Source organism: bacterium, from assembly GCA_041649255.1.
In the GTDB taxonomy this organism is placed as follows: Bacteria; Hydrothermota; UBA3073; order JACQXS01; family JAQTXJ01; genus JAQTXJ01.
The window spans coordinates 48690-61417 of the sequence record JBAZNK010000019.1; the positions used below are offsets into that span (position 1 = coordinate 48690).

At 35.7% G+C, this 12728-nt stretch carries 10 protein-coding genes and 1 tRNA gene; 4 read left to right on the top strand and 7 right to left on the bottom strand.

Translation table 11 applies throughout. The annotated features are described in order from the left end of the window. The first annotated feature begins 140 nt into the window (after window positions 1–140). Together WC614_11895 and WC614_11900 are read left to right on the top strand one after the other, a co-directional pair. On the top strand, window positions 141–1466 hold the full coding sequence (locus WC614_11895) for a peptidylprolyl isomerase (protein MFA5033706.1): 1326 nt from the start codon (window positions 141–143) through the stop codon (window positions 1464–1466). Between the two features lie 3 nt (window positions 1467–1469). Continuing rightward, window positions 1470–3404 (top strand): carboxypeptidase-like regulatory domain-containing protein, encoded by a 1935-nt coding sequence (locus WC614_11900; protein MFA5033707.1) that lies wholly within the window; start codon window positions 1470–1472, stop codon window positions 3402–3404. Between the two features lie 4 nt (window positions 3405–3408). On the opposite strand, the gene WC614_11905 is transcribed toward WC614_11900, so the two are convergent. The 4 genes from WC614_11905 to WC614_11920 form a co-directional block, all read right to left on the bottom strand. After that, complete coding sequence (locus WC614_11905; protein ID MFA5033708.1) at window positions 3409–4530, bottom strand: polyprenyl synthetase family protein; 1122 nt, start codon at window positions 4528–4530, stop codon at window positions 3409–3411. Continuing rightward, entirely contained in the window at window positions 4527–5825 is a 1299-nt protein-coding gene (gene asnS / locus WC614_11910; protein ID MFA5033709.1) for an asparagine--tRNA ligase, read from the bottom strand. Before asnS ends, WC614_11905 begins: the two co-directional genes overlap by 4 nt. Before the next feature lie 48 nt (window positions 5826–5873). Further along, a tRNA-Arg gene (locus tag WC614_11915) sits at window positions 5874–5947 on the bottom strand. Beyond that, a complete protein-coding gene (locus WC614_11920) occupies window positions 5909–6181 on the bottom strand; it encodes a GIY-YIG nuclease family protein (protein MFA5033710.1) in 273 nt (90 codons plus the stop codon). Before WC614_11920 ends, WC614_11915 begins: the two co-directional genes overlap by 39 nt. Before the next feature lie 268 nt (window positions 6182–6449). On the opposite strand from WC614_11920, the gene WC614_11925 reads away from it, so the two are divergent. Continuing rightward, window positions 6450–8984, top strand: a complete 2535-nt coding sequence (locus WC614_11925) for a M4 family metallopeptidase (GenBank protein MFA5033711.1) — start codon at window positions 6450–6452, stop codon at window positions 8982–8984. 13 nt (window positions 8985–8997) lie between these two features. On the opposite strand, the gene WC614_11930 is transcribed toward WC614_11925, so the two are convergent. The 3 genes from WC614_11930 to WC614_11940 are packed head-to-tail and all read right to left on the bottom strand — an operon-like array spanning window position 8998 to window position 11435. Beyond that, window positions 8998–9246 (bottom strand): DUF2007 domain-containing protein, encoded by a 249-nt coding sequence (locus WC614_11930; GenBank protein ID MFA5033712.1) that lies wholly within the window; start codon window positions 9244–9246, stop codon window positions 8998–9000. Between the two features lie 12 nt (window positions 9247–9258). Continuing rightward, window positions 9259–10443, bottom strand: coding sequence for a DUF1343 domain-containing protein (locus WC614_11935; GenBank protein ID MFA5033713.1), 1185 nt, complete (start codon window positions 10441–10443; stop codon window positions 9259–9261). Between the two features lie 35 nt (window positions 10444–10478). Further along, window positions 10479–11435: a permease gene (locus tag WC614_11940; GenBank protein ID MFA5033714.1), complete on the bottom strand. Its 957-nt coding sequence runs from the start codon at window positions 11433–11435 to the stop codon at window positions 10479–10481. A 133-nt stretch (window positions 11436–11568) separates the two neighbouring features. On the opposite strand from WC614_11940, the gene WC614_11945 reads away from it, so the two are divergent. Further along, a partial coding sequence (locus tag WC614_11945) for an SLC13 family permease (protein ID MFA5033715.1) occupies window positions 11569–12728 on the top strand: 1160 nt, incomplete at its 3' end.

Consider the following 12728-nt stretch of genomic DNA (forward strand, 5'->3'; position numbering starts at 1 on the left):
ATAACAAATAAGAGTTAGGGACAACTCCAGCAAAAATAATGCTTGACTTTTAATAGAATATCTCTAATTATAGGCTATTAAATATATAAAAGTATCAAACTATAAAACAATAGTTTTTTCTGGTTATTCAAGGAGGCAAAATGGTTGCATTTTTACTCATTTCAGGGCTTTTATCTGCTACGCCCAATGATAGCAATAAGGTAATTGCTAAAATAGGCAGCGAAGTTATTACTATGACTGAATTTAATAAAGTATATCAACCCGGCGCTGGCACTAATGTGGATTCTCTCAAAAACAAAGCTATGGAACAGTTGATTACAACTAAACTTATGCTCATAGATGCCAAAGAAAAAAGATTTGACACCCTTACAACTGCAGCTATGACAGACCTTACCAACAGACTAACAATAAACGCTCTTTATGAAACAGTCGTCCTAAATAAAGTAAAAACTCCACGCACATGGAAACTGGTAAAAGAATGGCATCGTATGACACCTACACTTAAAATATCTCAAATGACCATAAAAGATAAAGATACTGCAATTAAAGTATATAAAGAATTAAGAAAAGGAAAAAGTTTCTCAGACCTTGCAGTTAAATACTCCGAAGATTATTCGGCAAAATACGGCGGCGGGGCAACAGATATTACTAGAGGAAGCGGAGATAAAGAAGTAGAAAAAATTGCTTTCTCTTTACATACCGTTGGCGCTTTTTCACGCCCAATACCCTCTCCTATAATACCATGGCACCGTAAAATATTTGCAAAACCTTCTGCCTATCCCGTTCAGAACTATCGTATAATAAAACTCAATGAGAAAATAAATAAACCACTCCCCGATTTCTCAAAAGAAAAAGATAAAATAATAGAAAAACTAAAAGGAGAACAAACCAGAAAATTAAGCGATGGTTACCTGAAATACCTGAAAACTATGGCGCATATGCGTTATAATCGTAATCTTATGAAGAAGATTATAAAGAACGATATAAAAGAAACTGATAGACCTGCTGCTCTCGTTAAATGGGCAGGCGGCGTAATTACAGTAGACGATTTTAAGAAAAAAGCGGATATGGAAATGGCAAGAGGCAGAAAATTCGATAGCGAAAAAGCTATAAAAGATTATATGGAAGGATGGCTCATTTTTGAAAAATTCTTACCTGCCGCCGCTGCAAGATATAAGTTTGACCAAAGAGATGATATAAAAAAACAACTCGTGGAAAGACAGGAATACTTATTGGTTCAACAATATAGAGAAAAAGAAATTAACGCAAAATGCAGTCCTACAGATGAAGAATTAAAAACATATTACGATAAAAATAAGACTAAATACGAAAAGAAACCACTTGAACAGGTAAAAGCAAGAGTATCGTGGGATTTGGAACAAGAAAAGAGAACCGCAAGAGAAGCAGAATTACTTGCGGACTTACGCTCCAAAATACCCGTACAGTTGATAACAACATCTTTATAACCTATGAAACTCTATCATCTCATTATAAGCGTTTTGTTGATATCGGGATGCGTAAAACAGGAACCTGTCGTTCAACAATTATCTTCGCCAATAAAAAAAATAGAGGGACTGGTCTATGAAAGTGGCGCAAAAAACTCAATACCCGGTGTTCCCATAATAGCTTACGATAAATATGGATACTTGGTAAACGGCGCTACCACAAATATTAGAGGCGGATATGCCATCTCTGATATACTTCCGGGAATGTATATATTACGAATCCACTCCGGAGAATATTCAACTGGCGGAAAATATGTCGGCGAATATTATAAAAACGCATATAACTGGGAAGAAGCTAATGTTGTCATAGTAAAAGATAACAACGTTACCTCGGAAATTAATTTTCTGCTCGATAAAGGAGCAGTTATAAAAGGAAAACTCGTAGAAAAAAATTCCAAAACGCCAATCCCAAATACCCCGTTCTTCCTGAAGTTATACAAATCAAAAAATACTTATGTAGATTATGTAAGCCAAACGGATTCAATCGGTGAATACCTTGTAAGCGGAATTGAACCCGGGAAATATCACGTGTTTATAGAACCGGAAGGCTGGATAGGCACATCTCATAGCGACACCCTGATTCCGATTAATATTATACTTGACACCTTAAAAGGGGTCGATTTCGAAGTTAAAAAAGGCGGCACAGTTTGCGGAAAAGTTACCCCCGCTACACAAACATGGATACAGGTAATCGGAAATAACAAAGCTCTTGAGAAACAAGTAGATTCAGTAGGTAATTATATCATTTCAGGCTTACCTTCCGGTGATTATATAATAAAAGTAAAACCTGTACCTAAAGTAAGTCAATATGCATGGAAATATTGGAAAGATACAAACAATGTATTAAATGTTACATACGTAAGCTTAAAAGAAGAAGATACCCTTAAAAATATAGATTTTCAATTGCAACAAGAAGGAATAATTTCAGGAACGGTAAAAAATAGAAATAATATTCCTCTGGAAAATTATGATTTTGAAATCTATGATACCCGTTGGAACAGAATTGAAGGTTCAGAACTGTCACATGGCTCTAACGGATATTACGAAATTCATAACCTCCCTCAGGGAGAATATATCTTAAAGATTAATGCTTTTGTGCCTTACCTGAATAAAGCTTATTATAGCAAGTATTATAAAAATACATATAAATTTGAAAATGCTCAAAAAATCTCCGTAAAATCCGGCTCAATTACAGACAATATTAATTTTAAACTCGAACCTGCCGGAATAATCCAGGGGTTTGTATTCTGTAATACTAATCTGCTCTCCGGGGATAGCACAAGATTCTATATCGTAGCTTTTAACGTAAAAACAGGCGAAACTTTCTCCTCTAAAAATACGTTCACGGGAGGATATAAAATACTGGGTGTTCCAATAGGAGAATACAAAGTATGCGCTTTTGCACCCGGGACTGAATTTTCCGCTATATGGCTCGGAGGTGGGACTACTTTTAATGACCCTAAAACAGAAGTTGTTAAAATAACGGGTTTGACTCCCGTTGATTTCAACTTTAGTGTTGCTCCAAGAAAATCAAAGATCTCCGGTAAAGTTTATGATGAAAAAACTAAAAATCCAATCTACGGTGGAAAGGTTATAGCTTATGATTCATCCGGGCATATAGTCCAAATCGCAGAATGCAGCCCCGAAGGATATACTTTAACCGGATTTCCTTCAGGAAAATACTTTATAAAAACAACTGATTTCAAAAACTATACGAACAAGTGGTTTAAGAATAAAGAAATCTCCGCGTCCTCTAATAGTCCTACATTATGGGCAACAACTATCCCACAAAATACACCTTGTCTGGAAATACCCGCACTGTCTGGAGACAATAAAGATGATGCAACCCTAACCGGAATCGTGGATTTTGGACTCAATAAAGTCACTGATAAAAAATAACCCTTTATAGTTTTCTGGTAATCATAAAATCAGATAATTCCAATAAAAATTTAGTAGCTTTGGATTCAAATCTCGCTGATATTAAAAGATTCTTAGCCTTTGAGATATATCCTCTTGCTTTGCTTTTTGCATAATCCAGAGCACCGGTTTTAATAAATATTTCTCTTACGTCGTCAAAATCCTTTTCTGTAAGATTTTTGTTCCCTAAATTTCTTTCTAATACTCTCGCTTCGGAAGAAGAAGCATTATCCATCGCATATATGGATAAAAGTGTTTTTTTGCCCTGTCTGATGTCCGAATTTACGGGTTTGCCAAGTTTTTTCTCCTCCCCAAACGAACCAAGTATATCATCCGTAATTTGAAAAGCTGCCCCTAATAAAATCCCAAACTTACGAAAGACCTCAACTTTAGAGGAATTCGCCCCACCGAACATCGCACCGATAACCAAAGGAGCAACAGTAGTGTAGGAGGAAGTTTTCAAGCCTATCATTCTTAAAAGCTGCTCTTCGCTAACCCTGCTCTCATTTTCAAGAATTACATCATATAATTCCCCCTGGAAACAACTAAGCAAAGAGTCATTATATTCTTTTAATGCCCCTAATTTAAACTCTTCTTTAAACTTTGAAGATAAAATAACGCTTGCGCCAAGATTTGACAACATATCCCCTGCCATTATGCCTGCAGAAACACCAAAAGTACCACTTTTTCGCCAATTTCCTACAAGCTTATGAAAAGAAGGCCCTCCTCTTCTTATAGGATCATTATCTATTATGTCATCGTGTATCAGCAAAAAAGCCTCCATTAACTCCATACATATGGAAGTATGAATAATGTCCGTTTCTTTTTTACCGCCTACAGCCTCGTATCCTTTTATCAGCAGTATTGCCCTCAATCGTTTCCCGCCTCTCATACAAAATTCAATCACAAAGTCCATTATTTGTAACGATACCGGACTTATAGATGCTAACTTCTTCTTCTCTCCCTCTAAATAATTTTTAAGAAATTCCTCTATCCTAAACTTATACTCCTTAACCTCTAACTCAAAAGAAGTATTGGAATTTTTGATTTTTGATTTGGCGCAAAGCGACACCCCGCCTTGGCGGTGGTTGGATTTTGTCTTTTTCATGGATACACCCTATCTATAGTTCTTGGAAATGGTATTGTTTCACGAGCATGATGTAATCCGCATATCCAGGATAATACTCTCTCAAGCCCAAGCCCAAAGCCTGAATGCGGGACAGAACCATACTTTCTTAAATCAAGATACCATTCATGCGCTTCTCTTGATAATCCTTCTTTTTTTATTCTTTCTTCTAATACACTTATATCTTCCTGTCTCTGTGAACCACCTATTATTTCTCCATATCCTTCCGAAGCAAGCAAGTCAGTGCACAAAACAACCTCAGGGTTTTCAGGGTCAGGTTTCATATAAAATGCTTTACATTTTGTAGGATAACGATGCACAAAAACAGGTTTGTCAAACTGGGATGCTATATACGTTTCCTGTGGAGCGCCAAAATCATCTCCCCATTGAAGTTTGGGAACGTCTTCGCCTGCAGAATCAACTAAAGCAAGAGCATCTTTGTAACTAATACGATAAAAAGGCGCCTTTATTTTTTCAAGTATGGTAACATCCCTTTCTAATATTTTAAGTTCTTTCTGTCTATTTTCAAGAACTCTCTGGACTATATAACTTACCAATTGTTCCGCTAATTCCATAATGTCATCAAGCTTTGCATAAGCAACTTCGGGCTCTATTTGCCAGAACTCGGTAAGATGTCTGCGAGTCTTAGAAGCCTCTGCACGAAAAGTAGGTCCGAACGTATATACTTTATTAAATGCCATACAACCTGCTTCCGCATATAATTGCCCGGACTGAGATAAATAAACTTTCTGGTCAAAATATGGAACTTCAAAAAGAGTAGTCGTCCCTTCACAGGCAGAAGGTGTAAAAATAGGCGCATCAAGTCTTATGAAGTCTTTCGAGTGAAAAAAATCTATGATACTGCGAATTGCTTCATCCCTGATTCTGATAATTGCCCACGGCGCTTTTGATCTCAGCCATAAATGCCTGTTAGATAAGAGAAAATCAATACCGTGCTCTTTTTTTTGTAACGGGTAAACCTCTGCCTGCGCTATAACCTGAATGGATTTTAAATCTAATTCGTATCCTCCCGGCGCGCGAGGTTCTTCCCTGACTTTACCTACAACTTTAATTGAAGACTCCTGGGAAATTTTATCACAAAGCTCAAATATGCCTTCATCTACCTGTCCTTTTACCACAACTACCTGTATAAACCCGGTTCCGTCACGAACTTCAAGAAAATGTATCTTTCCGCTTGAACGCTTGTTATAGAGCCATCCGCTAATCTCGACTTCTTTATCCTTGTAATCCGCAATTTTTTCTATATATGCTTTCATATTAATCGCTCCTCTTTTTTATTTTTAATTTTTAATATTATTACTACCTACCCCTGGCGCGAGTCGAACGCGCGACAACCGATTTAGGAAACCGGTGCTCTATCCATCTGAGCTACAGGGGCATTTTTTAGCATCTTTTTTAATTCTTCTTTTTTTGACCCAGATTTTAATTTTTTCTCAAGTTTTCTTCCTTCTGCCCGATCTTTACATTTTTGAATATACATCAACTTCCATGGTCTAAACCCTTTTGTTGACTTTGTTTTTCCTGCATTATGTTCTATCAAACGATTCTTAGGGTCTTTTGACATTCCAACATATATTCTTTTCTTATTGTTTGTTATTACATAAACATACATATTTGTCAACTAATACCGTCTTAAACCGGTGTTCCCTGCCTGCCGGCAGGCAGGTATCCATCTGAGCTACAGGGGCATCATTTTTATTTTTCCCTTTATTCCGTATTTAATTTTACATATTAAAAAAATATTCTTAACTGTCAACTTAATTATTTATCAATAATTTTTAATATTTATTCCTTTAAAAACAAATAAAAGGCGTTGACAAGACAACTATTTCGCCACACATATATAATCATAAACTCGCTGTTTTTAAAAAGGAGGTCGAATGAATAAAATATTGTCGTGTTTTTTTATTATTTGCTTCTCTACACTCTTCTTATGTGGTATGAGCAAAAAACTACCCCAAGATAAAAAAGTCCCCGTAAATAATCGAGAAACTTTGATGCAGACATTAAAAAATGATTCCAAAGAAAAAATAAAAATTAAATTTAGTGGTGATAACGGCACTCCCACTTTTCTGAAAGGCACATTTTCAAACACATCTAAAGCAGATAAAATGACAAGTGCAATTGAGTTTATAGGGAAATATAAGGAACTTTTTAAACTAAGCGAACCCTCAAGCGAATTAAAATTACACTCTCTGAAAAAAGACAAGTTAGGAATGACTCATCTAAAATTAGACCTGTTCTATAAAGAAATTCCTGTATGGGCAAGCCAACTTATAGTGCACTTTGATAAAAATTCAAATATATATATGGTTAACGGTAGGTATGAGCCAACGCCTACTATTGATGTAATACCAACAATTTCAAAAGAAATAGCTATTGCAAAAGCTAAAGAAGACTTAAAACACGCCGGGGATTTCTTAGAAGCCCCTACTTGCAAACTTACTATTTATCATGACAATGGTCAATATTTTCTTGCATGGCAAGTAACCCTAAAAACAGACTTTCCACAAGGAGACTGGGAATATTTTATAGATGCAAAAAACTCCGGCGTTATATTCAAATATGATAATATTAAATACGATGGCGGAACAAACGGAACAGGTATTCTCGTTAATGGAGATACCGTAAATCTTAGTATATACGAAGCATCCGGCAATTATTACCTTGCTGATGTTTCAAAATTAATGTGGCAAGGAGTTCTCCCTAACAAGGATACGTTAAGGAAAAACTACACCAACGGGACAATAAGTACGTGGGATTGCCATAATAAGTGGCGAACCGATTCTGCTACTCTTATAGTAGATCCCAATGGGGATAAAAACTTTAACGATAATTCACGTCTGCCGGCAGGAGTAAGCGCACAATACAATATGGACAGTATTTACAACTATTATTACAATACCTTTGGAAGAAATAGCTGGAATGATTCAGGGGCTTCGTTAGTAAGCGTAGTCCACTACTTGAATAAATATAATAATGCTTCCTGGAATGGCAGATATATGGTTTTCGGAGATGGTGACGATTCTTTACTTTCTTGCCTTGCAGGAGCTCTTGACGTTGCGGCACATGAGATGACTCACGCCGTAACCCAGTCAACTGCAGACCTTATATATCTCGGGCAACACGGCGCACTTAATGAAGCATTTTCAGACCTATTCGGTTGCCTGATTGATAGAGAAGACTGGCTCACAGGAGAAGATTGTTATACACCCGGGATTCCGGGAGATGCATTAAGAGACATTACTAATCCTCATAATGGAGGCGCTGGAACTAGACCCCTACCTGCACATATGAGAGAATATATATATTACCCAAAAACTTCCAATACGGATAATGGAGGAGTCCATTATAATATGCTTATTCCAGCCCATGCGGGATACCTTATGAGTAACCTAATCACCAAAGATACAACTGAACAACTATGGTATAGGGCATTAACAACTTATCTCGTTCAGAGTTCATACTTTATTGATTTAAGGTATTCCCTGATTCAATCTGCTATTGACCTTTATCCATCGGTATCTTTAAATATCGAATCCGTAATAAATGCTGCTTTTGATTCTGTAGGAATAATTGAACCCGACACCCAATTATATCTTTTAGCCTATGATGACAGTTCTCCTAAATACCATTATTACCCGGGATATACGGGAAATTCTGACAGTATCTGGAGCTATGGCGTGAGATTTCAGCCTACAGAACTTTGCACACTGAGAAAAGCCCGCGTAATGCTTTATAAAGATAGCACATCAAATTCAACAGACTTTATAGTCTCGGTATATACAGATGATTATGAGGGGGCCCCGACTTCCCTTGTTTACCAAAAACAAATTACGGCATCTCATTTTTCTCCGGATTGGGAATATATTAATTTTGATTCCTCTATCGCAATGGATGAGGAATTTCACATAACTGTATCTTCCCCCCACCCCTCTCAATGGTTGAGCATTGCAATATGCACTGACTCAAGTCGCTCAAAAAATTTGACATATGAAAATGTTGTTAATTATTATAACTACACAACCGAAGACACAGGTTGGATGTTAGATTATGGAACTAATAAAAAATTACCGGGAGACTTGATGATAAACGCTTATGTCTATTATTCCTCAAAACATGGACCGGCTGTTGAAGAAAAAATAACGGATAAAGTTTTCACATTATATAAAAATTACCCCAACCCATTTTCTAAATCAACAACCATTAGCTATTATTTGCCAACCACAACCAATGTATCCTTGAAATTATATGATATCTCCGGGAGATGCATAAAAACATTGGTAAATGAAATAAAAAATTTAGGTTATTATACGTCAGAAATAAATTCGGAAAAACTGAAATCAGGTATCTATTTTGCTAAATTCCAAGCAGGTAATTATAGGGAAACACAAAAATTGGTTTTAATGAAATAACCTCAATATTGCCTTAATCCTGTGGCTTATCGTAATGATTGTTTAAAAACTCTTTGATTATAGGTTGCGCCTTTTCAAGGTCTTCTTTCTTAATAATCGCCTTAACTCCCCCAACAACAAATGATGGATAAAGGCTTCCCATTATTTCATCCTTTAAAAATACCGAGATTCCCTCTTGCTCTAATAGACCCTTTAGAAAACTCGCATCCATTTGCTCCCCTTCAAAAATGATTACAAACTCATCCCCTTTTGACTTTTCCATATTATTTATAACCTAATAAAGTAAATACTTTTCCCTTGTTTTGCTAAACTTGAGTAATTCTTTTTTCCACTCCTTTTGTAAAACCTCTTTTGAAGGCAAAGAATTTCTATCTATTTGAACTCTTATATCAGAATTGCCTACTAATAAATCAATTGGCATAGAGTTAGGGAAAGTATACCCTATTACAGGTTCATAAGGTGGTTTCTTCCACTCAAAAAATTTCGGATATAAATTTTTTATCGTTTTAATTATGATTATTCCCGTAATAAAACTTGAAAAAATATCCCTATCCAAAATATGCATTTGCGCACCACCACACCTCTCTTTCTTGAACTTATCTGCAACAGGAATAAAACTAAGAGGTCTAAACTTAACTCCCGGCAAGTTCTCTTTTTCTAACTCTTTACATAACTCCTCCTCTCTAATCCACGGCGCTCCAAAGATTTCAAATGGCTTTGTCGTTCCCCTGCCTTCAGAAATGTTAGTCCCTTCCAATAAACACATCCCGGCATATACAGTAGCTGTGTCAAGCGTTGGCATATTAGGTGATGGCAATACCCAATGTAACCCGGTTTCATCCATCCACGTCTTTCTTTCCCAGTTTTTCATTTTAACAACCTGAAGATTAGCTTTTATCTTGAATTCCTCGTTAAACATTTTTGCCAACTCCCCTACTGTCATTCCATGCCTTACGGGAATTGGATATATCCCCACAAATGAAGATAATTTCTTATTCAATATAGTGCCTTCCAACGTTATTCCATTTATCGGATTCGGTCTATCCAATACTATAACTTTTTTATTATACTTTGAGCACGCCTTCATAACCAGCGCCATTGTCCATATATACGTATAATAACGAGTCCCTATATCCTGTAAATCTATTACCATTGTATCAATGTCCTTTAACATTTCTTTCGTTGGCTCAAGCGTTTCGCCGTAAAGACTATGAACCAGTATTCCCGTTTTATTATCACGAACCCCTTTTGTTTTTATAAAAGCCTGTGCATCGCTCTTTATTCCGTGCTCAGGGCCAAATAAAGCAGCAACCTTGCATCTACTGTTTATAAATAAATCCTGGGTATATTTGAGATCCGAATCTACAGACGCAGAGTTTATGAGAAGTCCCAGCTTGTCATCTTTAAATAACTTAAACCTATTTTTAACACATATATCAATACCTAATTCTGTTTTCATAATGATTTTCATGCCAAATTTTTATTACCGCATCTTTAATGACACTGTTGTCCATTAAACACGGCGGGTAGTTTTGAGCAGAAGTCAGGCGGCGCAATCAGGGTAAATAAATAACCTAATATTAATGAAATTATAGAAATAACTAATAAAAAAATTATCAACACTCTCCATCCAAATTCTTTTTTAATAACTAACATCGTTCCATAGGAAGTAACAGGCCCTGATATTAAGAATACTAATCCTGCCCCTATGCTTAAACCTTTAGAAACAAGCGCATGAACCAAAGGAACACTTGCTGTAGAGCAAACGTAAGAAAGTAATCCAAAAATTAAAATATACAAATAAGCCTGCCAACCCGTAAAATACTGTTTTACAATGTCCCCTAAAGGCGTTATGGATGCAACGGCTGCAGCTAAAATTATACCTATGAGTAACTCACGCCACAAATCTTTTAGAACGTCTACAAACCCAAAAGTGATTATAGAAATAATACGACTTTTTATTCCCTTTTTATGATGTTGGTGTTTTTCTACATCCGAACATTCATTACACATAGGACACCCTTCCGTTGCCGTGTCCACCGGTTTAAATGGCAAAGCATTTCCTATTATACCAATTACTAAACCCATTAATATAACCGACAGACAAAGATATAAAGTAACTAATGGCCCAAGTAACCTCCACGTAACAAGAATTGCCGTCAATGAGGTTGCCGGAGTAGCAACAATAAAGGCAAGTATCGGACCTAAAGGAACTCCCTTTTTCCTGAAACCTAATGCCACAGGCAAAACACCAAAACAACACAACGGCAATATCATACCAATAATAGTAATAAGCAAAATTGGCTTAATTCCCCTACCCGTAAGATACTTGTTGATTAAATTCTGGGGAACGAATTCATGAATTATCCCACTTAAAGTGAATCCAAGTATCAGGGAAGGCAAAATATCAATAAAGTATTTTAAAAATACACTAAAGAAATTTATAATCATTTTTAGGATACTTAACATTAAATATTCATATAAGTCAAGTTAAAATGAAAAGTTATTGAAAAAATAATAACTTTCTGAAAAAAGGATTTTAAATTGACTTTTCCATATTACAAATTAAAATAACTAAAAATAAATGCTAAAAAAAATATTATTCTTTAGCCTCTTTCTGTTTTCTTTACCCTCTTTTGCATCAACAGGGCAGGACAGCTTAAATAAACTAAATATTTCAGGTAGGGTATTTGACTCTTACAAAAAAAACATCTCTGACGCAGAAATAGATATTTCCATTGACGGCAAATACTATAAAACAGAAAAAACATCTTCCGAGGGAAACTTTATCTTTCAAATCGATAGTTTACAAGCTTTCAATAATATTGAAATTACTACTTCCAAACCTACTTATAACAACGCCAAATTAGAAATACAAAAATCTCAATTAGCTTATAAAGAAGGCACTTATTCCTTGTTCTCTGATATTACAATTAACCATACTTTAGGACCTGCTTTTTATATATCCGTTATCATATTACTTCTCGTTTATATACTTATCGGATTTGATTTATGTCACAGAACTCTGGCAGCTTTTCTTGGAGCAGCTCTTATACTTCTAGTCACATATACCTTCGGTTCATTCAATAACGCATACTTCATAATTTCCTTTGAAGATGCAATGAAATTTATTGATCTTAATGTAATTTTTCTCCTCTTCGGGATGATGATTATCGTCGGCATAATGAAAATCACGGGTGTATTCCAGTGGCTTGCTTATAAATCCTATCAGTTTGCAAAAGGAAATATCTGGATTTTAGTAGTTCTCCTCACAATCATAACAGCAATAGCATCCGCTTTTTTGGATAATGTAACGACTATGCTTCTTATAGCCCCGGTTACAATTGAAATTGCAATAGTTCTTGGCATTAATCCATTTAGTTTTCTCCTCCCTGAGATTCTTGCTTCAAACATCGGCGGAACGGCAACAATAATCGGCGATCCTCCAAACATTATGATTGGCTCTTATGCGGGACTCACTTTTAATCAGTTTGTAGTCCACCTTACACCTATAATAATAGTTTGTATGATTGTACTAATATTCATGATGAAGTTTTACTTTGGAAAAGAATATGCAAAAGCAAAAGTAGAAAATATTGATGTACTTCTGAAAAAACTAAAAGAAGAATACAAAATAACCGACGTCCAATTACTCAAGAAAAGCTTAATCGTTTTAGGCATTGTAATTCTTATGTTTATAACTCACGGATTTTTACATATGGAAGTTAGTATTGCCGCTTTGGT

Coding starts and splice junctions, on each gene's coding strand:
- WC614_11895 (MFA5033706.1), top strand. CDS start 141: ATGGTTGCATTTTTACTCATTTCAGGGCTTTTATCTGCTACGCCCAAT.
- WC614_11900 (MFA5033707.1), top strand. CDS start 1,470: ATGAAACTCTATCATCTCATTATAAGCGTTTTGTTGATATCGGGATGC.
- WC614_11905 (MFA5033708.1), bottom strand. CDS start 4,530: ATGAAAAAGACAAAATCCAACCACCGCCAAGGCGGGGTGTCGCTTTGC.
- asnS (MFA5033709.1), bottom strand. CDS start 5,825: ATGAAAGCATATATAGAAAAAATTGCGGATTACAAGGATAAAGAAGTC.
- WC614_11920 (MFA5033710.1), bottom strand. CDS start 6,181: ATGTATGTTTATGTAATAACAAACAATAAGAAAAGAATATATGTTGGA.
- WC614_11925 (MFA5033711.1), top strand. CDS start 6,450: ATGAATAAAATATTGTCGTGTTTTTTTATTATTTGCTTCTCTACACTC.
- WC614_11930 (MFA5033712.1), bottom strand. CDS start 9,246: ATGGAAAAGTCAAAAGGGGATGAGTTTGTAATCATTTTTGAAGGGGAG.
- WC614_11935 (MFA5033713.1), bottom strand. CDS start 10,443: ATGAAAACAGAATTAGGTATTGATATATGTGTTAAAAATAGGTTTAAG.
- WC614_11940 (MFA5033714.1), bottom strand. CDS start 11,435: ATGATTATAAATTTCTTTAGTGTATTTTTAAAATACTTTATTGATATT.